The organism is Singulisphaera chitinilytica (assembly GCF_049331405.1).
GTDB lineage: Bacteria > Planctomycetota > Planctomycetia > Isosphaerales > Isosphaeraceae > PoT.
Map to the genome: position 1 here is coordinate 6,943,305 of NZ_CP186274.1, position 23,052 is coordinate 6,966,356.

Sequence of the window (23,052 nt, forward strand, 5' to 3'; positions counted from 1 at the left end):
TAAGGAATCTCTTCATTGAATTATGATTGCAAAGTTTCTTATCAATCCGAGCTCGCCAACCTGGATATGCCGGTGAGCAAGTCCCTTCGACTCACGTTCGTCGCGGGGAATGGCCCGATAAGCGACAGGCGCACGAGGTCGAGTCCTTGACGTTCCGGTCACTTCCCGGCGATTATGTGACGCCTTGAAGAAATCGGAGATCCCCAGACGAGGCTCTCGCAAGAATTTGGACGTTTTCCCGAGATCTGACCCGATCGAGATGCGACGGCATGTGTCATCGCGGGGCTTCGGATCGCAACGCTCGAATTCGCAAGAGATCGTCGGAAGCTAGAATCTTCGATGATGCAAAGTCGGTATTCAGGTTGACGGAATGTTGATGATCGTTAAAGAACCTGCTTGGACACTCGATTGGCCTTTTGATCGTTTCTTCTCGTGTTCGGACTTGCATTTTGGAATCGAAAGCGCACAAATCTCACGACTCCGCCCGCGCTTGATACCGCGTTCACGAAGGCCTGGTGTTGGTCCCATCTTCGAGTTCGCTCGTCCCTGGCGATGGTTTTTGCATCGGTTCCGGCCCGCCATGCGTCAAGTTTGTTGGTTTCGAGATCCTGGGCCTTTGGCGAGATTGTGCGGGATGCCTGGTTGTCGTGGTGGCGGGAAACCGCCGCACGACACGAGGATGCTGTCGACCTGATTCCCTGCGGAGCGATTGAAGATGTCGCCGGACAAGAGAGATGAACTCAATTTTTGGCGCGGTTTTCTCCTGGCCGTGCCTCTTGGGCTGGCGATCTGGGCCTTCATCATCTGGCTGATTATCTGGCTCATTCGCGGTCACTGATCCCCAATTCCCCGTCATGAGGAGGCCCCGAGGTTCGGTGACCCGGCGATGGTTCGCAAGCGAGGCTGATATATCAAAAGATGGCTGATCGATTAATGTGTCTTGTGCGAAATGTTTTGAAATCGATTTATTTGTCGCGAAGATTGTGCTTGGGATCGAGCTGGAAAAGACGTTTGGCCAGAGGCCAGCGATCGTGGTGAAGGCCGGCGTGTCATCTCCCCGACGCTGGGGAGGTCTCCGGGAATCGACATCCCACGAACACCGGATCGAAGCCCGCTCCGACGTGGCGGATCCGAGCTTCGATCCGGGGTTTACGGCGACGCCGTGGTCGCCTACTGTGTCCATCGGCGGGGCTTGGCTCTCCTTGACGATTCGTGGAACCTGGATTTAGAATCGGGCGGCCATAATCCCTCAAGGCGCAAAGATTTGATCCAGGAGTGCTCGTGACCGGTGATCGCGCCCTCGAGACGTTGAGAGAGGCCATTCGGCTTTCGCCGGACAACGTGCCGCTTCGCCGACACCTCGCCGAGAGCCTGCTGGCCCAGGGCCGGCCGGAACTCGCCGAGACGGAGTTCCGCGAGGCGTTGACGCTCGCCCCCGACAATGCCCTGCTCAAGGTCGGCCTGGCCAACAGCTTCATCCAGCAAGGCAAGAAATCGCTGGCGGTCGTGATCCTCGAGGATGTCGCGAAGCGACCCGACGCTCCCGCCCAGGCTTTCATCCTGTTCGCGAAGGTCCTCTCGCACGCCGGCGAGATCGAAGAAGCCGTGCGGCAGTACCGCAAGGGGGTCGAGGCCAACCCCGAGGTTGCCGACCGCGAGTTCGCGGAGCGACTCGGGATCCGCGTCGAGCCTGAGATGGACGAGGATTCTGATTCCTACGAGGAGGATTTCGACGAGGTCGTCGAGGGCAAGCTTCGCGCCTCCTGGGGAGGGCCGGCCTCCGACCATGTCGGCGAGATCGAGCGCTCGAACTTGAAGTTCGAGGACGTCGGCGGGATGGAATCGGTCAAGGATGAGATCCGGATGAAGATCATTCATCCGATCAACCATCCCGAGATCTACAAGGCCTACGGCAAGTCGACGGGCGGGGGCATCCTGCTCTACGGGCCTCCGGGCTGTGGCAAGACCCACCTGGCGAAGGCGACGGCCGGCGAGATCCAGGCCGGGTTCCTGGCCGTCGGCATCAACGACGTGCTGGAGATGTGGATCGGGAACAGCGAGAAGAATCTGCACGCCCTCTTCGAGCAGGCCCGCGACAACGCCCCGTGCGTCCTCTTCTTCGACGAGGTCGATGCCCTGGCGGCGAGCCGGTCCGACATGAAGGGGAGCGGCGGACGCCAACTCATCAACCAGTTCCTGTCCGAGCTCGATGGCATCGGCCCGAAGAACGATGGCGTCCTGATCCTCGCCGCGACCAACGCCCCCTGGCACCTCGACCCGGCCTTCCGGCGCCCCGGGCGTTTCGACCGGATCCTCTTCGTGCCGCCGCCGGATGCCCCCGCGCGTGCCGCGATCTTGCGGGTCCTCTGCAAGGGGAAGCCGGTCCAGGACATCGACTACGAGCACGTCGCCAAGAAGACCGACTCCCTCTCGGGCGCCGACCTCAAGGCGGTCGTCGACCTGGCCGTCGAGGCCAAGCTTCGCGAGGCTATGAAGTCCGGGGGCCTGCGCCCCTTGACGACCAAAGACCTGCTCACTGCCGCCTCGGGCGTGAAGCCCTCGACGCGCGAGTGGTTCTCCACCGCCAGGAACTACGCGCTCTACTCCAATCAGGGCGGCATCTACGACGACATCCTCAAGCACCTCAAACTCGGATGACAAACGCCCTTCAGCGTGGCCTGATCCTCCTCGAGCAGGGCCGCTATGACCTCGCCGAGCGTGAGTTCCGCGGCGCGATCATCGAGGCGCCCGACGAGCCCGGGCCTCACGCGATGCTCGCGCTCTGCCTGAAGCAGCGCGACCTCTTCCAGGAGGCGTTGCACGAGGCCGATGAGGCGATCCGCCTCGAGCCCGGCTGGGACTTCGGCCACTACGTGCGGGGTCGCGTGCTGCTCGGCATGCGGCGGCTCAAGGAGGCCGAGGCCTCGTTACACGCTGCGATCCAGCTCGACCCGAATCATATCCCGAGTTTCGGCCTGCTCGCCCAGGTTTACTACGCTTCGAATCGCTGGCAGAAGGCTCTCGAGGCCGCCGATCACGGCCTGTCGCTCGACGCCGAGAACGCCCTCTGCGCCAACGTCCGCGCGATGGCCCTGATCCAACTCGGCCGCAAGCAGGAGGCGGCGGAGACCCTCGGCTCGGCGCTCGAAGACGATCCCGAGAACGCATTGACACAGGCGAACCAGGGGTGGACCTGCCTGCATCGGGGAGACCACGTGCAGGCGTTGGTCCACTTCCGCGAAGCCCTCCGCCTCGAGCCCAATCTGGAGTGGGCTCGCGAGGGGATCGTCGAGGCGCTCAAGGCTCGTCACCTGATCTATAGGCTGATGCTCCGCTTCTTCCTCTGGACGGGACGGCAGTCATCCGCCGCCCGGTGGGGACTGATCCTGGGGATCATTTTTGGCCGCAGGCTCTTGGCGGAGATCGGGAGGGCCAGGCCCGAACTCCAGTTCCTGATCACGCCGATCCTGTGCCTCCTCTTTGCGTTCATCACGTTGACATGGATCGCCAGCCCCCTGTTCAACTTCTTCCTCATGTTCAATCGGTTCGGTCGGTTGGCGCTCTCTCGCGAACAAAAGACCGAGGCGAGCTGGATTGGCATTAGCTTCCTGTTTGCTTTCTTCTGCTTACTCTCCTTCTTCGTTTACCCTTTGGCTTACAACCTCGCCGGTATGATCTATTTCGGCCTCCTTCTGTTCCCACTGTCGGTGACGTTCGGGCGTTCGAATCCGACGCACCAACGACTCCTCGGAGTGTACACGGGCGTGCTGGCACTCCTCGGCCTGCCCTTCCTGAGCCTCGGCTTCCTCGGCAGCTTCAGCCCCTGGCGAAATGGAGAGAAAGCTGGCGAGTACCTGGTGTACTTCTTCTTCGGTGCGATCCTCTCGAGCTGGGTGCCGGCGTTGCTCGGGTTGCGTTCCAGTCGCGATTGACGCGGCGAAGACAGCTTCGGCTTCGGGCATGAACCTTCGTGCTGCGCCGTGTTCGCGCGAGGCCTTCACCTTGCCGCTTGGCAGTGTCTCACGCACGATTTGGGACCCTAGGTCCTTCCGGATCCCCACGCTCTCGGTCAAGATTCAGCGTCCGCTGTCGAATAGGCTGTCGACACAGGGACACCGAGGCATTCGTTGACGACGGTGTTACTCCAGGAGGAAGCGAGATGACGAAGTCGAAGTACGCAAAACACAGCCTCTGGGTGCTGTCCGCCTGGCTTCTGGTGGCGACGGCGATGCCGGGCGCGACGAGCATTCGGGCGGATGATAAGCCGGAGAAGGCCGGGGAAGGAGAGGCGAAGAAGGAAGCCAAGCCGAAGGTCGCGGTCTTCCGGCTGAAGGGGAGCGTCAGCGAGGCCCCCGCCGAGGAGTCGCTCTTCCTGGGCTCCGGGCCGAGCGTGTCGCTCAAGGACCTGGTCAGCCGCATCAAGAAGGCCGGCGAGGATAAAGAGGTCAAGGCGATCGTCCTCCTGCACGAAGGAGGATCCCTCGGCGCCGCGCAGGTCGAGGAGATCCGCGACGTCCTCGGCCAGGCGAAGACGCTGGGCAAGGATGTGTATGCCCACGCCGACTCGCTCTCGATGCGAGAGTACGTGCTGCTCTCGGGTGCGACCCGGCTCAGCGTCGTGCCGACCGCCGACCTCTGGATCACCGGCTTCTATGCCGAGAGCCCGTACCTCCGCGGCTTGCTCGACAAGGTCGGGGTCACTCCCGACTTCCTCACCTGCGGCGCCTTCAAGAGTGCCTCCGAGATCTTCATGCGTGAAGGCCCCAGCCACGAGGCCGAGGCGATGCAGAACTGGCTGCTCGACGGCATGTTCGAGGCCGCCGTCAAGCAGATCGCCCAGGGGCGAAAGGTCGATCACGACCAGGCCCGCCGCTGGATCAACGAGGGCCCTTACACGGCCGAGAAGGGCAAGGCGGCCGGCCTGATCGACGCCGTCGAGCAGCGTCAGGAATTCGAAGCGATGCTCAAGTCGAAGTATGGTGAAGACACCGTCTTCGACAAGAAGTACGGCCAGAAGATCCCCCCGAAGGTCGACATGTCGTCCCCCTTCGCCTTCCTCAAGATCTGGAGCGAACTGCTGGGCGAGGGGCAGAAGAAGAAGAGCACTAAGGACGCCGTCGGCATCGTCTACGTCGAAGGGGCCATCACCCTCGGCGGCGGCCAGCCCTCCCCCTTCGAGGCGGAGGCGGCGACGAGCTCGAAGATCCGCAAGGCCCTCGACGAGGCGGCCCGCGATTCTTCGATCAAGGCGGTCGTCCTCCGCGTGAACTCGCCGGGGGGCTCGGCCGTGGCCAGCGACATCATCCTCGACGCCACCAAGCGGGTGAAGGCCAAGAAGCCCTTCATCGTCTCGATGGGAGACGTCGCCGGCAGCGGCGGCTACTACGTCGCCTGCGGCTCGGACCTGATCTTCGCCGACGAATCGACGATCACCGGGTCGATCGGCGTCGTCTCGGGCAAGCTCGCGACCGGCGAATTGTGGAAGAAGACCGGCATCAGCTTCAAGAGCTATCAGCGCGGCGATAACGCGGGGATGCTCGCCTCTTCGCGAGTCTTCTCGCCCGAGGAACGCAAGCGGATGCAGGCCTGGATGGACGACATCTACGGCGTCTTCAAGGGCCACGTCACGAAGGCCCGCGGCAACCGCTTGAAGAAGCCCATCGACGAGCTCGCCGGCGGCCGCGTCTACACGGGCAAGCAGGCCCTCGAACTCGGCCTGGTCGACAAGCTCGCCACGCTCCAGGATGCGATCGCCCACGTCGCCGACGAGGCCAAGATCAAGGACTATGAAGTCCGCGCCGTCCCCGCCGCGAAGAACTTCCTCGAGCAGCTCGTCGAGGAGTCGTCGGGCGAGAGCGACAACCAGCCCGGCCTCCGCTTGATGCCCGGATTCTCGAGGCTCGGGTCTGGGACTTCGATCCTCGACCTCGCCATGCCCTACCTGAAGTCGCTGGATCCGGAGCGGATGACCTCGGTCAAGGCGGCCCTCCAGCGCCTCGAGCTGATCCGCCAGGAAGGGGTCATCATCATGATGCCCGAGATCGCCTTCCCGCGCTGAACGTCGAGTCGGTCGGGCGGCTGAAAACCACGAACCACGTCGGGTCAGGCTCCTAAGGCCAGACCCGGCGTGGTTCTTTTTCTTTGGCGGCCGCGGGAATTCCACGAGTGGCTCATCCGAAATCTGGATTCGGCAGGAGCTTCGAGAGATTTTCGAGCATCTTGTCACCGAATCGCCGCCTCGAGCGTCCTTGATGTCACCCGGGCCCTATCAAGTCGAATGGCCTGGCGAGAGGGGGTCGAGCTGAGATGAACACAGCAGGCAATCCGAACGACGATGGCTTCGAGAGCATTCGTCCGAGGCTGCTCGCTCTCGCATATCGGCTACTGGGGTCCGCGGCCGACGCCGAGGACGCCGTCCAGGATGCGTACCTGCGGCTCCAGCAGGTCGGCGGGGTCGAGTCGCACGAGGGCTGGCTCGTGAAGGCGACGACGAGGCTTTGCATCGACCGGCTCCGGCGGGCGAAGCGTCGGGCCGAGTACGTCGGGCCCTGGCTCCCGGAACCGATCCCCGAGACCTGGGAGCCGGGTAAGCCGGATCAGTTGGAACTGGCCGAGTCGCTGTCGATGGCGTTCCTGATCCTGCTCGAGTCGCTATCCCCCGCCGAGCGGGCGGCCTACGTGCTCCGCGAGGTCTTCGACTACGAGTTCGACGAGATTGCCGAGGTCCTGGACAAGACCGCGGTGAACGTCCGCCAGATCACGGCCAGGGCGAAGAAGCGGCTCGGGCAGAAGGATCAACGCTATAGCCCCGACCCCGGCCTCGCGGAGGACCTCGCCGCTCGGTTCTTCGACGCCTGCCGCTCGGGGGACCTGCACTCGATCGAGTCGATGCTCGCCGAGGATGCGATCTACTACTCCGATGGTGGCGGGAGGGCCCCGGCGGCTCCCAAGCCCCTCGTCGGGACGCACCGGATCGCCAACCTGCTCTCGGTGGTCTTCCGCAAGCGTCAGCTGGCCTGTGATCTGGCCACGACCATCGTCAATGGTCAGCCGGGGGTCGTCTTCTCGATGGCCGGGGCGGTCGTCCAGGTCCTCACGTTCGACTCGGAGTCGGGACGCATCAGCCGGCTCTATAGCGTCCTGAATCCCGCGAAGCTCCGACGCTGGCACACGCCAGGATCTCCTGAACCGGGGATCGAACCCAGGTTCAACGACAACGTCAACGCGAGTGGGCCCATCGAAGGCCCGGAGGAATGAGACGATGGAAGCTCGTTTGAATTTCATGAAGCTGGCTCCGGAAGCTTACCGGGCGCTTTCCGGCCTGGAGATCTACCTCAAGGGGTGTGGGCTCGAGCATCCCCTGCTCGAACTGTTGAAGACGCGGGCCTCGCAGATCAACGGGTGTGCCTTCTGCATCGATGTGCACACGAAGGACGCCCGCGCGGCGGGGGAGACGGAGCAGCGGCTCTACGCCCTGAACGCCTGGCGCGAGACCCCCTTCTTCACCGATCGCGAGCGCGCGGCCCTCGCCTGGATCGAGGCAGTGACCCTCATCCAGGGGGGCGTCCACGACGAGGTCTTCGAGGAAGCCAGCAAGCACTTCTCGGAGAAGGAACTCGTCGACCTGACGTGGGCGGTGGCGTCGATCAACGCCTGGAATCGTCTCGCGATCAGCTTCAGGAGCGTCCCCGGGGCTTACCAGCCTCAGTCCAAGCAAAGGAGCTCGGAATGACACGTACACTCTTCGCGGTTGGTATCGGCGTGGTCCTCGGCGCCGGGGGGCTCTCGCTGGCGAATCATGGCGAAAACCCCAAGCATGAGACGGTGAAGCCGCTCTCCGAGAGGGACATCGTCGAGACCTTGAACGGGAAGAAGGCCAAGGTCACAACCGTCGAGGTTGAGTTCGGCCCCGGCGTCGCCGGCAAGCCGCATCGCCATCCCGGCCCGATCTTCGGCTACGTCCTCGAAGGTGAATTCGAACTCGCTCTCGACGATCAGCCGGTGAAGACCCTCAAGGCCGGCGAGACCTTTTACGAGCCCGGCGGAGCCCTGCACCGGGTCTCGCGAAATCCGAGCACCAAGGAGAAGACCCGAGTCCTCGCCGTGATCCTCCATCCTCGCGATTCCGGCCCGCTCGTGACCCCGGAGGGTCAGGAGGCCCACTGATGGGAGTCGGGAGTGTCTCACTCCCCTCCCGCTTGCGAAACGAGGGGCGGATTGCGGGTGCCCGATGGCATCGCGTAATCCGCCCCGAACGGCCTGCCCTCGCGTTCCCCCGCCCCAGATTGAGTCGATGGAGAGTCGCTGCAAGCCTCGCGACCGGCCTCCACGATCCATCCATACGACTCATTCCCACGTCTTACGAAGCTCCCTCTCGAATTCTGTAGCACACTCTTTTGAGGGTGGCTGCTGCTGCTGCTGCTGGCTTTCAGGGCCAGGCGCGGTGTTGCTGGCCCGTCGACTGTAGCTTCCTCGCGGTCCCGACCCCAGCGATCAATCTTTGCCATTTTGAACATATCAAACGTGCGAAGTGCGGTCCTGAAGTCATCCTCGTCGCCATTCACGTTGCATGAGGAGAGGAGGAACCATACCGAAAACGTCTGTCGGCCCGAGGATCGTGCGAAAGATTCGGCATTCGTTCCGGAGGATCCGATGGCGGAGGTACTCACAAGGCCCGAGGTTGAGTCGGGCTGTCGGCTACTTTTTAGCCATCGAGAGGGGCGATCCGGAGTGGGCGGGATGGGTCTGAGTTTCCCCTTCCCCGCGAGGATGGGGATGGAATCTCTTCGGTCAACCTCGTCGGCGTCTTGAATTCTCATAATGATCCGTCGCTCTCAAAACGAGCCGGACGCGCGACCGACTTTGACCCTGGCTGATCTCGATTCCATCCGAGGGGGGGCCGGATGCGGAGCGAGTTGGGGCCTTGTATACCCTATCCTGGACGGAGCGACGCGTGATTTCGTCACTGCATGAGATAGTAGGCTTGAGCCCGAAGGATTTCATGCCTGACGCAATGGATCTTGATGGGTTTGTCGTCGCACTCCCGGTGGTCGGTCTCATCGTCTCAAGCCGGCTGATTATGGCGTTTCTTCGAGTCGAGAATCTCAATTTGTTGCTTGACACGCCTTCCGCCACACTTTCCATGTTGCCTAAATGCAACATTAGGAGACGTGGTTCTCCACCCAACCATTCCTTGTTTCGAGCCTTGGCATATCTCGATCATTTGTAAGAGACAATCGCCCGAGGGTGGCAAATGCCCATGAAGACTTTCTCCGAGGATTCTATCTAATATCTGAATTTATCTATCTTTAGGGAGAGGCCGCTAAGGCAAAGCTGCCAGGAAACTTGCTCCGATCCCGGATTTCGTGCCCACATTTTGAGCGTTAAGCTGATCCTTATCCTTTTGATTTTCGACCAGTAGGACCGAAGGAAGTCGTTTCCGACGTCGTAACCCATAAATTGACAGTCACTTGCATGCCGTATGAGGTTGCCAAGATGCGTTGGCACGATTTTTGGAAGTCAACTCAACCCACAGCAGGTAACGGTCATTCCCGCCAGACTGCGACTGGGGTCGAAAATCGCTCGATTTGGACTATTGTGGCAACAGGTTCTATGATGATGGCAGGGGTAGGCTTCGCCTGGAACGTAAGATCGGGTCCCGCGCCGGGGATTCGTCCCGCGACAACGTAAGATGGTTCAGTGCATCAATGAATGTGTTGGCGGCTCGTTCCTTGGGGCCGTCTGCGATTCTTGGACTCGTCGGTTGCGTCGAACTCCTGCCACGTGCATCATCTATGGTCAATACGCACCATCCGAAGTCAAAAATGGCAAGTCTCCTGTCTGCAAGCTGCACATGGAACACTGTGGCGAGTCGGGCCTGCCGATCGCTTTTCATGGTCGACCTTTTGTAGCGCACATCGAATCACGCGACGGCCCTCGCGACGCGACGGCTTAAGCCGGGGGATACCCCGGCCCGGGCACCGACGGCGGACACCCGATGGCCTCGGACTTCTCCGGCGTACGGCCGCCGACTCAACGAATGAATTCGTGCTCATAGGATGGGCCTGGCCGCTTGAAACGCATCAAAACTAGATGTGTGCGTGGAGGGTGTCGTCATATCTTTAATTTTTACGGATATATCGAGTGAAAATCTCGGGAAATGAATGAAATTCTGGCGAAAATTCGTGTCCTGATCCGGGGGATCCGCACGGTATTTAGATTGTGGCGGGTTGACCTCCGGTCGGGGCCCGCGAAGGATTCGACGGCGACGAGCGGCAAGACAACGCATGCCGGGGCGGTCATCCGGCGCCGGATAAGCGACGAGGCCTCTTTTTTTCTCCATCAATCGAGGAATAGCGACATGCGACATCTTTCATCTTCATCGTATCGCGGACGGAGACGGGGCTTCACCCTGATCGAGCTGCTGGTGGTCATCGCGATCATCGCCGTGTTGATCGCCCTGCTGCTCCCCGCGGTGCAGGCCGCCCGCGAGGCCGCCCGCCGCGCCCAGTGCATCAACAACCTCAAGCAGATCGGCCTCGGCCTGGCCAATTACGAGAGCACCCACGGCGTCTACCCGATGGGCTCGCTCCGTCAGACCCCTGCCGACCATTGCAACCGCTACTGGGGCTTCACCTGGGCGGACTACATCCTGCCCTACATGGAGCAGACGAATACGCTCAACACCCTGAATTTCTCAGGGACGTATAACAGCGTCCGGAACGCGACGACCTTCAGCATGAAGATCGCCAGCTATGTGTGCCCGTCCGATACGATCGCCGACCCCACGCCGCCCGGCCTGATCACCACGCCGCAGTCGTCCTACGCCGGCGTCGCGGGGCTGACCGAGACGTACCTCTACTGGTGGGGCATCGGCGACGGCCAGCCGAACCAGGATCGTTGCGGCGTCATCGACAGCGAAGGCGTCTTCGGCCAGAGCAACAAGTCGATGAAGATCAGCGAGATCACCGACGGCCTCAGCAACACCGCTTTCGTCGGCGAGGTCTCCCGCTTCACGAACGAGCCTGGCGGATCGAACTTCAACTTCAACTTCGCCGCCGGTTGGTGGGGCGGTCCTCCCTGGGGCGGCACCTCGACCTGGACGAATGACGCCCGGATCTCGGCCCTCGCTTATATGGTCCCGGCCCCGAATTCTCCCGCCAACACGACGAACGCTTCGAACGCCGTCGGCAATATGGGCCCCTTCGCGACGATGATGTACAGTTTTGGCAACACGCCGGGCTGGAACCTCGACCCCGTCTGCGTACGGAACCTCGGCCAGTTCGGGTTCCACAGCCTCCACCCGGGCGGCGTCAACTTCCTCTTCGGCGACGCCTCGGTGAAGTTCGTCAAGCAGTCGGTCAGCCTCACCACCTACAACGCCCTGGGCACGGTCAACATGGGTGAGATCATCAGCGCCGACTCCTACTGATGATGAGTGCGGGACTTGAATTCCCCCCCGACTTCTGTTCCGCTCTGCGAAGGCGATGACCTCGCGATGACACCTTAGAGTTCGATCAACCTGGGAAACCCGATGAAGCGACTTTCGATGCTGGCGATTCTCCTGGGCACGATCCTGGTGGCGGGATGTAACGAGCCCACGAGTACCGCCCCGCCGACGACGACGGATGCCCCCGCCCCGACTGCACCTCCGGCGGCCAAGCCCAAAGGACGAGTCAAGGCCATGGCTCCCGCCGCCAACAAGCCTTCCATGACGCCGGTTGACTGAGGATGCAGGACATCGAGACCTCGCGAGTTACTTTGGAACTCTCGGGAACTTATCGCATCAGTCGAGACTCTTACGATTCCGGCCTCGACAGTTCGTTATCTAATTCGAGCAGGCTTCAAGGTTGACTCTAGGGCATGGCGGGATCGCCACCCTTGAGCAGCCTTGAAGCCTCTTCTCGCATGGCGAGCAGGTCGCCTTCCTGGATGTGATTCTCCTGGATCCACCGGCAGGCCTTCTCGAAATGTCGGCGTGCTTCCGTGCTTTCCCCTCGCTGATGGTCGAGCATGGCGAGGATCAGCCAGTCCGGCGCGTCGGGCGGATGGCGTCGCATCGATTCCTCGAGCGCCGAGCGGGCCTCATCCCAGAGCTTGAGCCTGTAGCAGGCCATGCCCAGCGTGTTCCACGAGCTCGTATGGTTGGGGGCCCTGGCGGTCGCCTGCTCGGCCAGGCCCTTCGCCCTCTCCGGGTCGAAGACCGGGCTCTCCGGGCGGTTCGACAGCAGCCAGGCGAGGTTGTTGAGGGCCTCGGGATCGCCCGGCTTGCGCTCGAGGGCCTTCTCGAAGGCCTTCCTGGCCTCGGGGTAACGAGATAAGGCGCTCAACATCTCGCCCAGGCGCAGCCAGATGGTCGAATCCTTGATCTCACGCCTGGCGACCTCGAGCGCAATCTTCTCCGCCTCGTCATGCCGCCAGGTCAGCAGGAGCAGCTTGCTCCATTCCAGTTGGTAGTAAGACAGGTTCTCGACCAACTCGTCAGACTGATGTGGCCCCTGGAGCAGGCCCTTGCGTATTCTCTCGGACTCTTGAAATAGGGGTTCGGACGCGCGGAGGTCCTGGTTGATCAGGATCGTCCTGGCGAGCTCGAACAGGACCGTCGACTTCATCCAGGAAGCATCGACCGCGTGCTTGCCCCCGAGGATCTCGGCATCGCAGATGGCCAATGATCGTCGAAATGCCCCTTCCACGTCGGCGTTCCGATAATCCTCGACCCTCTTCACATCTCGGAGGAGCCTGAGGACGAAGCCGACCCGGCGATAGCCTTCGGCGGCAAGCATCCGCATCTCGTCGTTCGACTCGTAGTGCGTGGCGAACTGCGTGTAAGCCTCCACGGCCCTGGCGTAGAACCCCTCGGGTTCGCCCCCCTTGGAGGAGTCGGCGAAGGCAATCCGACCCATCGCCTCCATCATGATCTTGTCGGCGGCCTTGAAGACGGAGCTGAGGACCGCCCGCTCTCGCTGGTTCCGATCTTCGAGCTTCTTGAGGGTGGTCTCGAGCTCCTTGTTGGCGTTGAGCGTCTGCTGCCTCTCGCGCCAGAGGAGGCCTGCGCCGATGCTCGTGGAAATCGCGACGCCGATGGTCATCGCGCTGAGGACCATCCGATGCCGCTTCGCCCATTTCGAGGCGCGGTCGAGCCGGGTCGGTCGTCGGGCCAGGACCGGCCGATCGTCGAGGAACCTCTCCAGGTCGTCGGCCATCTCGCGGGCCGTCATGTAGCGGCCCCCCACCTCCTTGGCCAACGCCTTGAGGATGATGGTCTCGAGATCCCGGGGGATGGCCGGGTTCAGTCTCCGGGGTGGGACCGGCTCATCGTGGATGATCTTGGAGAGCAACTCCTGGCGATCCTGCCCTTCGAAGACAGGCCGGAGCGTGGCGAGCTCGTACAGGGTGGCCCCGAGCGAGTAGAGGTCGAGCCTCTGGTCGATCAGGACGCGGCGCCCCAGTGCCTGCTCGGGGCTCATGTACCGCAGGGTGCCGACGATGTCGCCGCTCCGCGTGAGGCTCTCGTCGTCCTGGAATCGGGCCAGGCCGAAGTCCGTGACCCAGAGGTCGCCGTAGAGGTCGATCATCAGGTTCGACGGCTTGATGTCGCGGTGGAGGACGCCGAGGTTGTGGGCATGCTCGAGGGCCTCGGCCGCCTGCACTCCGAGGCGTGCGACGAGCCTGGCGAAGACGCGATCCTTGTGCGACGTCTCGCTCGATGTGCCGAGCCTGGAGGTGCTCCCCCCTTTCTCGGAGGATCTCCCCGAGGAGCCGTTCGTCTGCGAGCCTCGGGAGAAGTTCGACTTCCGCGTTTCCGGCGGCTCGGCGGGCCTCAGGCCGTCTTCCGGATGTTCCGCCTGGCGACGAAGGTCATTGATGACCTCGGCAAGGTTTCGACCCTCGACGTACTGCATCGCGTAGAAGTCGGCCCCGGAGTCGCAGCCTACGGCGAAGATCGGGACGATGTGGGGGTGGTGGAGATGCGCCGCGGCCTGGGCCTCGACCTGGAACCGCTGGCGGGAGTCGCTCGACGCCGCCATTGGCAGGACTTTGAGAGCGACCCTGCGATCGAGCGAGATCTGCACGGCCTCGTAGACGATCCCCATGCCCCCCCTGCCCAACTCGCGGAGGATCTCGAAGTCGCCAAGCCGGCTCCAGGGGGTCTGGGCCTCCGGGGTCCATGAGGTATGCTGGGCCAGCGACGCCGACTGCAGGAGCCGGAGCCCGTCGATGCAGTCGCCGAGGTCCTCGGCGACCTCGGGGTATCGGGCGAGGAATTCGTCCCGACTCGGCTCGAGCCCTGCCTTGCACTCCGCCTGATACTGCTCGAGGGCGTCCGCGAGCCGCGCATCGCCGTCGGACCCCGACCGTTCGCGCGGGTAGTCTTCCGTGGGCTCGTTACGGCCGGGCTGGTACGGGTTCATCGCGGGTCGTCCATCGCTTTCCGCAGTCGGGCCAGGGCACGCGCCCAGACATTCTTGACGCTGTCTTCGGTCCGGCCCATCCTCCGCGAGACCTCCGCGAAGGCGAGGTCCTCGAGGTGCCTGAGGATGATGACCTCGCGGTAGTCGTCGGGCAGCTTGGCGAGGGCATCCGCCAACAGGGTCGACCGCTCTCGGCGGGCCGCATGCTGGCTGGGGGACGTCTGCGAGGCGGCGAGAGCCTGGACGAGCGCCCTCGACGAGCGATCGACGTCGTCGGCGAGTTCTCGCTCCAGGCGGATGTCGCGCCGCTTGGTGCCGAGGTAGTGGCGGATCTGGTTCGCCAGGATCGCCGAGAGGATTTGCCGGAGCCAGGCGACGAACTCCCGCTCGGTCGAGCCCCGGAAGCGCTCGATGTTGCGGTGCGCCTCGAGGAAGGTCTCCTGGAGGAGGTCGGCCGGGTCGACCTTCCCCTGCAATCGCCGCCCGATCTGGACCCTGGCCAGGAGTCGCAGGTAATTGCGATGCAGTTCCAGGAGCTGGCCGAGCGCCGGCGAATCGCCCTTCTTGGCGTCGTCCAGGAGCTGTTCGACGATCAGGCCGTCGGTCGATTCCATAATGGTCGTCTCAGCCGATGGCACCAGCCTGCCTGGAACCTGAGTCGACAACCTGCCTGCAACGGGCAGGCCGCGTCCGAGGTAGGTCGCTATCTTGTTGCCGCAGAGGGTCCCGATCTTACAGTCACCGAGCCCGAAAAAACGCGCCGGGATGCTCGCCGATTTTGCGAGCTGGGCGCAAGCAAGATCCTCGCCATCCACAGATGTGAACGACGAGGATCGGGTGATGACGGAGAATGGAGTGCGAGGAATCGTGCGGGAGCCTCTTCAGATGGTCCAGGAGTCGGTCGGCCAGAGGCGGATGGAGCCGTCGCCGGACCCGGAGGCCAGGAGCTTGCCGTCGGGCGAGAATGCAATCGACTTGATCCAGCCCTTGTCGCTTGGGATGTTTTCGACCCGCTGACCCGAGTCGGTCTTCCAGAGTTGCAGCGTCCCCTCCTCGTCTGCCGAGGCGAGCAAGGTCCCGTCCGGCGAATACGCGAGGACCGTCACGCCCCCCTTCTGGCTCTTGTAGCGAGTCAGCTCGACCTGCGTTTTCCAGTCCCAGAGCTCCACGCTCCGGCGCTCCGAGCAGCCAATCGCCAGGGTCTTGTTGTCGGATGAGAAGGCGAGGCATCGCACCTTTGCCCCCAGCGGCAGCCTGGCGATCTCCCGGTGCGCGGCGACGTCCCAGAGCCTCAGCGTGAGGTCCTGGCTCCCGGTCGCCAGGTACTTGCCGTCTTGCGAGAAGGCGAGGCACGAGATCTGGTCGGTGTGCCCCTTGAGGTCGCAGAGCGCGCGCTTGCTGGCGACGTCCCAGAGCCTGACGTCGACGTCCTTGAGGGACGAGGCCAGGATCTTGCCGTCGGGCGAATACGCCAGGCAACGGATGACCTCGCCGCGGCTCACGAGATCGGAGTGCTTGCCCTGCGCCGTGTCCCAGATGCTGAGTGCGGCGTCTCGGCCCGAGGTCGAGAAGGACTTGCCGTCGGGGGCGACCGCCAAGCCCAGGATGATCGAGTCCTGCCGGGCGACGACCCCCAGGGTCTTACGCCCGGCCACGTCCCACAGACGCACGGTCGAGTCGTAACTCCCCGAGAGCAGGTTCTTGCCGTCGGGGGAGAAGGCGAGGCAGGTCACGATGGAATCGTGGGCGTAGGGCAACATATTGTTATCCCGGGCCTGTCTCGACTTGTCCCTGTCCTGGCCGCAGAGGATCATGACACCGACGATCACCATCGCCACCAGGATCACCAGCGGCGAGGGGATGAAAGCCCACCACCGGCGATGCCCGAATCCCTCATAGCTCCCTTGCTCCGAATCTAAGTCGAAATCATGATACGACCTGTGTTGCAGCGCCATTTTCCGTTTCCCCTTGATGCGTCCCATCCTTATGGAGGCGAAATCCCCGACGCGACCGCGGGTCGGGGTAAGGTTCTCGAAGCACGTCGTGCTTCTCCGAAACGAAAGCTGGAGAGGAGTCGACATCACCGAGATCGTCCCTGATCCATCGAATGACAAATGGGCGCGTGGCAAGGCAGTCTCGAGCTCCCATGGGGGGAGCCGAGATACCCTCGGGTCCGTGACCACGACGTTTCTCCAAGCGAGCTACGGGATCACATCTTCGTGCAACCCCTCGCTCAGGAGGCATTCGACCCTTCGCCTTATTTCTTAAGGGCCTCCCGTCATTTAAGTCGCATTTCGATGCCCGACAGCGCCGCCGGGTCCATCATTTTCTTCGACGGGGGGGAAGTCGAAGGGGGGATTGCGTTGCATCGGATTTGATCAGGGCGAGAGGCGTTCCAGTAGCCAGGAACCTGGCTCGACGCGTCGATAGCGGAAGCGGTCGTGGAGTCGGCTCGCCCGTCCTTGCCAGAACTCGTAGGCGTCGGGTATCAGGCGGAATCCGCCCCAGTTCGGGGGCCTCGGGATCTCGCGATCGGCGAACTTCGCGCGGATCTCTTCGAGTTGGGCCTCGAGGGTCTTGCGGTCGGCGATGACCTCGCTCTGATGCGACGCCCAGGCCCCAAGTTGCGACCCGAGGGGACGCGTCTTGAAATAGGCGTCCGACTCCTCGGCCGTGATCCGCTCCACTCTGCCCTCGACGCGGATCTGACGCTCGAGCGCGGGCCAGAAGACGACGAGCGCGGCGTAGGGGTTCGACGCGAGCTCGCGCCCCTTGCGGCTGTCATAACTCGTGTGGAAGGTGACCCCCTTCTCGCTCACGTCCTTGAACAGGACGATCCGGGCCGAGGGCCGTCCTTCGGGCGTCGAGGTGGCCAGTGTCATTGCATTCACCTCCGCCACCGACGCGGCCACGGCGTCGTCGATCCATCGCCGAAATTGGTCGGCCGGCTCGGGGAGCAATTCCGACTTGTGGAGTTCGTCTCGCCCGTATTCGCTGCGTTCGATCTGTGTCATCGACCGGGATCCTGTTGTCTCGTCGGAATTCGCGTATCTCACGGGCGTCAGCCCGAAGTCCACTCATTGGACACTGGCCACTTGCGATTTGGCCCAAGATCGGCCTTCTCCCGGCGATCATCGCCGGGAGAGGATCGACGAGAGGCAGTATATCGACGGCCCGATCGCCGACGAATGTCGCGAGCCTGCAACTATCCAACCTCGAGGCCATTCCATCGCAATCGCGGGCCGATCTCTCCCGCGATCACGGGGTCGAAATCTACGAGTTGATGATGCGTAATCTCTGGAGAAACCGTCCGAACGGCCCCGAGGGCCGAGGACATTGAACTGATTGAACATGAATACGCCAGGAGTGACTCCATGTGACAGTGAAATCCTCGATGAGTGATTGCAGGCTGGCAAGGGCGGGTTGATAAAGTGTCGTAAGTTCGTGCTGCTGGAACAGGATCGAGGAAGCTGAAAGTGGCTCAATCGATTCCGAAAATCCTCGCAAAGCCTATCCGCAGGCCGGATCTTGTCGCAGAGAAGCACTATTCACAAATGTGGAAAAGTTGGCACAAGTTAACAAAATTGACCTCGTCTCAGGCTAGCTTTCGGGCTCATCTCTTGCGAGAGAGATCCTTGAATAATAATTTTATGAAAATCTGTTGAATAAAAATCGTCAGTGATAGGAGATGGCATGATGGAAGAGCTGGGACTTCGTGGATCGCTCAAGGACTCGCAATACAGGTTCGTAATAGTGTGTGGTTGAGTGGGTGGTTTGTTGTGTGCATTGGGCGGAGGGGGATCGCTATTGCCCCGATCGCCCACCGGTCTGGTTTTCGTCGCGTCGCGACGTTTCCCGAGCCAGGCATCCAAGAAACAACGCTTAAGGAATTGAATGAATGCTTCTCGGCTCTGTTCGCCCGAGGTGATCCGGCGAACCTTGACCGAGGGCTATAATAACTGGCAAAGGCGGGCGAACGACGGACCCCATCAAATGTTGGTTCCCGTTGCCATGAAGATTTTTTCACTCTTCATCGTCTGGTCGATCGCGAGCCTCCCCTGCGGGGCTCATGCGGCGACCGTGCCGGCCCGGTGGGTTGATGGGGGCAGTCAGTCTCGTCAGGTGGTGGTGTCGATCCACAATTCTGCGGATCCTTCCTCGCCATCATCCCAGCTCCCTGGGGACGGCTGTGCCATCGCCTCGTGTCGGGAAGAAGAGGATTCTTTCGAAGAAGACCTTGTGGCCGCAACGACTTTCGGCGGTTGCGAGGATCACTTCCCCGGGCCCTGCGTTTATGTGAGGCCCGCGGTATCGAAGCATCTCTCGCCTTGCACCTTCCTCATGGCGATCCCCCTTCGCTGTTGAGCCGTTAGGGAGGTTTGGGCGGGCCTTTCTGCGGGCCCTCCCTCGAATCGTGAACGCGGTTCGACGAAGCCGAAAGGGCGTGTCGCCGGTGTCTGGGGCGCATTCGCGCCCAAAGGGTCTCCCCGCGCCGTGAGTCCGCGGGGAGAATAGAAGACACCAGCACTTCCAATGGTCCGGCGATCAGCGAACGGCCGGGCATTGGACGATTGTCGTAGGCGAGGCGAGAGGCTCGAATCCGCTCTGAGTGGGGATGGGTCGCCTCTCGTTCTGCGTGGCCGCATGCACGTCTCACGATCCAATGTGCTGTCGAGGAGGCAGATCCATGTTCTTCACTCATCACTTCGCCCATCAGGAAACCCTCACGCGTGCCCATTTCTGGCTGACGCGCCTGGGGTTCAATGAGCACGAAATGCAGGCCCATACCCACGGGACGCCCAGGTTGACGCTCTCCGTGGAATCGCCCCGGTTGCCCGAGGTCCGGCTCCTGATCAATGCCGTGGAGCGCTCGGACCCGGATAGCTTCGCGAGCTTCTGGGTCGAGGCCAAGAAGCACCATCCTTCGGAGGACTTCTCCAACGAGGTCGTCGACGCGACGGGGAGTCAAACGTTACACGCCAACACGATTGGATGGCATCCGCCCGACTGGTCGTTGGCTCATGACAAAGAACTCGGCGCGTTGCGCGAGTTGATGAGCCGATGACGATTTTTCGGAGGTCGGTGATCGGCGTCTTAAGGCTTGGAATGTTCGTGACTTAGGTTGCAAGGCTCCCCGGTCGTTTCACGCGGCCGGGGGGCGAATCCGCAAAACTGGCCTGCCGGATTCGGCGGGTCTTTGATAACCTGGGAGTTACCGCTGGATGAGTGACCTACCTGAATTCACCCACCTAAAACCGAACATTCCCCGGCTTCCGAATGTCTCCGATGGGCGGCGAGATCGAACTCGACCCGCCTTGCCTGACGTGTCCTCGCCGATGAGCGGCGCGAACGGGCTGTTTGAAAGAGAAATTTTGCAATGACGACACAAACACTGAACTCGCATCTCCTCGTGGAGAGCGTTCACGGAATCACTGTGGCCCGGCTGACGGACGAGATGCTCGTCTCCGAAGAGGCGATCTTCGGGGTCGATGGGCAGCTCCTCGGCCTGGTCGAGAGCTCCAAGCCCGAACGGTTCCTGCTCAACTTCAGCGAGGTCCGCGCGATGTCGAGCACGATGCTCGCCGTGCTCCTCAAGATCGGCCGCAAGGTGGCCGCGCAGGGCGGTAGGCTCAAGCTCTGTGGGCTCTCCCCCGACCTCTTCGAGATCTTCAAGATCACCCGCTTCGATCGCATTTTCGAGACCTACTCCGAGGAGTGGGAAGCCCTGGACGCGTTCTGAAGTGAACAGCCTCCGAGTGCTTGATTCGATCGGGCGTACATTCTCGGCGACCCTCGACGACCCCAAAGGTCGTCGACGGTCGCCGTCTTTTTTTCCCGGCCGGGCTCCCGCTCACAAAGGGAGGCGTGTCCCAATTCTCGGATCGTCGCGTAATAGCCGGGTGAGACCTGCATCCCTGTTAGGACGCAACAACTCCGAAAGCTACGTGCACCTGGAACGAGTTATCCAAATTTCTCGAGCGAGGATGTCTCCATCCATTGCTGGATCGGGGTGAGTTGGATTCGAGTGGACGCGTGAGATTGTCACCGTCGCCTGCTGGCTCCGAGCGTCAGCGCCGCGAAATCCCCTTGATCTGAATCGACGAACAGTGTGGAATACGTCCGTCAGTCATGTCTTCGCGTACAACGAATGGTTTGGCACTCGGTTTGCCTGTACGTCAGCCGCCTTTTTGATTACGCCTGTCTGCTCCCATATCGCAATCATTTGAAGCATCGCAAAATCCGGTCGTCACGCTGAACCGAGGGCCGTCAACGGCGCTCGGGTTCCTCCAGGTCACTCCAGACCGTACAGGTTTTGGAAGTCTGGGAGAGCTTCGGGAACTACGCGTCACTCCGCGGACGCGAAGTCTCTACTTTCTGCGGGCTCATGTCACGATTACTGCCCCCGACTCATTCGAGCTGGAGGTGGAATTGTTCGCAGAAGCGAAGACGTGTTCGACGGAAAATGTACAAACTTGAGCAAAATGTACAAGCGGTTGAGTGGCACATAGGCGAAAGGCGCATCGCGAGGGTCTCACGGTTCCTGTGTAAGGGCTACGGTGAGGAGATGCCTGGCCGAGACGATCCCTGAGGAGGTCTAACACCGCCGCCTTGTTGTCAGCGGCATCATCCCGCAAGGGATTGATTAAGGGGGTTCCTGAACATGTCTGTAAAACTCCCGCCCATTGCGTCTTGTCCTCGTTGCGGAACGGTCGTCCTGGAAACTTCGGGCTCCCTGGTCCACCCGACCTCCGGGGAGCGTGATCGATTGCGTGAGGAACTCGGGTTCTACTGGTTCCACCACGCGCGGACCCGATTCGACGGGCGCTATCATCGCTGCCCCGATCAGGAGGAATACGACATCGAGATCAATCGCCGGCCACGCGAGAGGACGGTGGTCGATCGCGCCCATGGTTCGGGGCCACGTCCCAAGCTGCTGCGGCCATCCTGGATCGTCCTGACGGCGACCCTCTGCTTCCTCGCGGGCGGGGTGACCCCAAGCGCCTTCGCCGCGAGGGCGCCCGGGGCTCGGGGAGGCATACCCCTCGAGGATCACAGCATCCTCAGGGTCGCGGCCGAGTCCGAGTCGAACCCGAAGGCCGAGGCCGGGAACGGCCTGCTCACCTCGTGGCTGGGGAGGGAAATCTCGGGAGGCCGTTACCAACTGCTCGAGGTCGCCTCGGAAGGCCCTGCGGGGACGAGCTTCCGGGCCCGCGACCGCAATCTTGATGTCGATGTGCTCATCGAAGTCCCTCACGCCCCGATGACCGAGCGCGCCGCATTCGCGGCGCGCTTCAACGACGGGGTGCGTCGGCTCTCGCTCATGGACCACGCCCACCTTGTCAAGATCGTCGAGGTGGGTAAGTCGGCAGACTGGCCGTATAGCGTCGTGGAGCACCACGACGGGGGGAGCCTGAAATTCCGAAGACCGACCGGCAGCGACGGCCGGCCGATCCCCGCGTCGCCGCAAGGCCTCGCGGGCTGGCTGCCGGAGGTGGCGAAGGTCCTCGACTTCCTCCACGCCCGAGGCCACATCCACCGCGACATCCGGCCCTCGAACATCGTCTTCGACGAGCAAGGGCAGGCTTATCTCGGTGGCCTTGGGATGTCCGAGGCCATCAATGCGGCCTACGAAGCTCGCCCCGCGCAGGCGCAGAACCTGGCGACCCTCACCTTCGGGTCTCCCGGCTACATGGCCCCGGAACTCGCCGCGGGACTCCCCGTCGATGGCCAGGCCGATCAGTATGCCCTCGCGGCGATCGTGTACGAGTTCCTCGTCGGGCGGTTGCCGTTCGAGGGGCACTCGGCGATGGGCGTGCTCGTCCAGCAACTGACGAAGGACCCTTCCGACCTCCACCAGATCTGCCCCGAGGTCTCGAACGAGCTCTCCTCGGCCGTGCTCCGCGGCCTGGCGCGAGACCCTCGCGATCGCTTCCCAGACTGCTCGGCCTTCGCCCAGGGTGTCTTAGCGGCGGCCGTCACCCCCGAGAATCGCGGCATCTCTCATGCCCCGCCGACGCCCCCTTGGACGCGAGGCGCGATAAGTACGAAGCCATTGAACCGCTCGCCTCCCAGACTCCGACTCGCACTGACCTTGACCCGGTGGCAGTCCGCCGCAGTCATGGCGCTGACGGTCGCCTTCAGCCTCCTGCTCCGCTGGTACGCCCGCGCATCGTTCCGTTCCGAGAAGGGTCTCGAAGAGGTCTCCGTCCCTGTCGCGTCCGCTCCGATTGCCCAGGCCTTGCGAGTGTACACGCACGTCGAAATCCAGGATCAAACGTCCACGTCGCTCATGCTTTTACCTATGTATGCCGATTTCTCGACCTCGTCTGTGCCGGCCGTCGAACATCGAGGGAGCCGTATCCGTCGGCTGGTCGTGGGTACGCGTCGGTTCTTGAAGGCCGCGTTGAGATTCGATCGGCTGGAGGATTCTCGGAAGCCCGCCCTGTCGTTGACCGCGACGATGAGCAACCCCACGCCGACCCTGTCGCCGGAAATGTCGAGGAGTCGACCCGAGGGCTTGGGACGAGTTGCCCGTGCCCAGCGCGGGATGACCCGCAAGACCCTGAAGTACCGAGAGCCCTTGCGTCACCGTGCCGGGTGACGGCGAGCCGGAAGCTGAATCGGCTCGTTCTCAGACAAT

16 protein-coding genes are annotated in these 23,052 nt (G+C 62.4%); 12 read left to right on the forward strand and 4 right to left on the reverse strand.

Translation table 11 applies throughout. The features are described from left to right. Positions 1 to 715: 715 nt before the first annotated feature. The 9 genes from ACOYYX_RS27210 to ACOYYX_RS27250 all read left to right on the forward strand — a co-directional run bounded on the left by ACOYYX_RS27210 (position 716) and on the right by ACOYYX_RS27250 (position 11,728). Positions 716 to 838, forward strand: a complete 123-nt coding sequence (locus ACOYYX_RS27210; protein WP_422925552.1) for a hypothetical protein — start codon at positions 716 to 718, stop codon at positions 836 to 838. Between the two features lie 443 nt (positions 839 to 1,281). Next, complete coding sequence (locus tag ACOYYX_RS27215) at positions 1,282 to 2,658, forward strand: AAA family ATPase (protein WP_422925554.1); 1,377 nt, start codon at positions 1,282 to 1,284, stop codon at positions 2,656 to 2,658. After that, complete coding sequence (locus ACOYYX_RS27220; protein WP_422925556.1) at positions 2,655 to 3,932, forward strand: tetratricopeptide repeat protein; 1,278 nt, start codon at positions 2,655 to 2,657, stop codon at positions 3,930 to 3,932. Before ACOYYX_RS27215 ends, ACOYYX_RS27220 begins: the two co-directional genes overlap by 4 nt. Before the next feature lie 227 nt (positions 3,933 to 4,159). Further along, on the forward strand, positions 4,160 to 6,058 hold the full coding sequence (gene sppA / locus ACOYYX_RS27225; protein WP_422925558.1) for a signal peptide peptidase SppA: 1,899 nt from the start codon (positions 4,160 to 4,162) through the stop codon (positions 6,056 to 6,058). Positions 6,059 to 6,306: 248 nt separating this feature from the next. Continuing rightward, positions 6,307 to 7,257, forward strand: coding sequence for an RNA polymerase sigma factor SigJ (sigJ, locus tag ACOYYX_RS27230; protein WP_422925560.1), 951 nt, complete (start codon positions 6,307 to 6,309; stop codon positions 7,255 to 7,257). Positions 7,258 to 7,261: 4 nt separating this feature from the next. Next, on the forward strand, positions 7,262 to 7,732 hold the full coding sequence (locus ACOYYX_RS27235; protein WP_422925562.1) for a carboxymuconolactone decarboxylase family protein: 471 nt from the start codon (positions 7,262 to 7,264) through the stop codon (positions 7,730 to 7,732). Continuing rightward, complete coding sequence (locus ACOYYX_RS27240) at positions 7,729 to 8,166, forward strand: cupin domain-containing protein (protein WP_422925564.1); 438 nt, start codon at positions 7,729 to 7,731, stop codon at positions 8,164 to 8,166. Before ACOYYX_RS27235 ends, ACOYYX_RS27240 begins: the two co-directional genes overlap by 4 nt. A 2,194-nt stretch (positions 8,167 to 10,360) precedes the next feature. After that, on the forward strand, positions 10,361 to 11,431 hold the full coding sequence (locus ACOYYX_RS27245; protein ID WP_422925566.1) for a DUF1559 domain-containing protein: 1,071 nt from the start codon (positions 10,361 to 10,363) through the stop codon (positions 11,429 to 11,431). 102 nt (positions 11,432 to 11,533) lie between these two features. Then, the gene (locus ACOYYX_RS27250; RefSeq protein ID WP_422925568.1) at positions 11,534 to 11,728 is read left to right on the forward strand and encodes a hypothetical protein; all 195 of its coding nucleotides are present in this window, start codon (positions 11,534 to 11,536) and stop codon (positions 11,726 to 11,728) included. A 127-nt stretch (positions 11,729 to 11,855) separates the two neighbouring features. Here ACOYYX_RS27250 and ACOYYX_RS27255 read toward each other — a convergent pair whose 3' ends face one another. The 4 genes from ACOYYX_RS27255 to pdxH all read right to left on the reverse strand — a co-directional run bounded on the left by ACOYYX_RS27255 (position 11,856) and on the right by pdxH (position 17,425). Further along, positions 11,856 to 14,411 carry a protein kinase domain-containing protein gene (locus ACOYYX_RS27255; RefSeq protein WP_422925570.1) on the reverse strand — a complete coding sequence of 852 codons (2,556 nt, stop codon included), beginning with the start codon at positions 14,409 to 14,411 and terminating at the stop codon, positions 11,856 to 11,858. Further along, positions 14,408 to 15,025, reverse strand: a complete 618-nt coding sequence (locus ACOYYX_RS27260; protein WP_422925572.1) for a sigma-70 family RNA polymerase sigma factor — start codon at positions 15,023 to 15,025, stop codon at positions 14,408 to 14,410. The genes ACOYYX_RS27255 and ACOYYX_RS27260 overlap by 4 nt, the downstream gene beginning before the upstream one ends. Positions 15,026 to 15,292: 267 nt before the next feature. After that, the gene (locus ACOYYX_RS27265) at positions 15,293 to 16,366 is read right to left on the reverse strand and encodes a WD40 repeat domain-containing protein (protein ID WP_422925574.1); all 1,074 of its coding nucleotides are present in this window, start codon (positions 16,364 to 16,366) and stop codon (positions 15,293 to 15,295) included. A 423-nt stretch (positions 16,367 to 16,789) separates the two neighbouring features. Then, positions 16,790 to 17,425 (reverse strand): pyridoxamine 5'-phosphate oxidase, encoded by a 636-nt coding sequence (gene pdxH / locus ACOYYX_RS27270; protein ID WP_422925576.1) that lies wholly within the window; start codon positions 17,423 to 17,425, stop codon positions 16,790 to 16,792. Between the two features lie 1,673 nt (positions 17,426 to 19,098). Here pdxH and ACOYYX_RS27275 point away from each other — a divergent pair. The 3 genes from ACOYYX_RS27275 (at position 19,099) to ACOYYX_RS27285 (ending at position 23,013) form a co-directional block, all read left to right on the forward strand. Next, positions 19,099 to 19,476, forward strand: coding sequence for a hypothetical protein (locus ACOYYX_RS27275; protein WP_422925578.1), 378 nt, complete (start codon positions 19,099 to 19,101; stop codon positions 19,474 to 19,476). A gap of 312 nt (positions 19,477 to 19,788) precedes the next feature. After that, positions 19,789 to 20,151: an STAS domain-containing protein gene (locus ACOYYX_RS27280; RefSeq protein ID WP_422925580.1), complete on the forward strand. Its 363-nt coding sequence runs from the start codon at positions 19,789 to 19,791 to the stop codon at positions 20,149 to 20,151. A gap of 1,026 nt (positions 20,152 to 21,177) precedes the next feature. Then, the gene (locus ACOYYX_RS27285; protein WP_422925582.1) at positions 21,178 to 23,013 is read left to right on the forward strand and encodes a serine/threonine protein kinase; all 1,836 of its coding nucleotides are present in this window, start codon (positions 21,178 to 21,180) and stop codon (positions 23,011 to 23,013) included. The last annotated feature ends 39 nt before the right edge of the window (positions 23,014 to 23,052 follow it).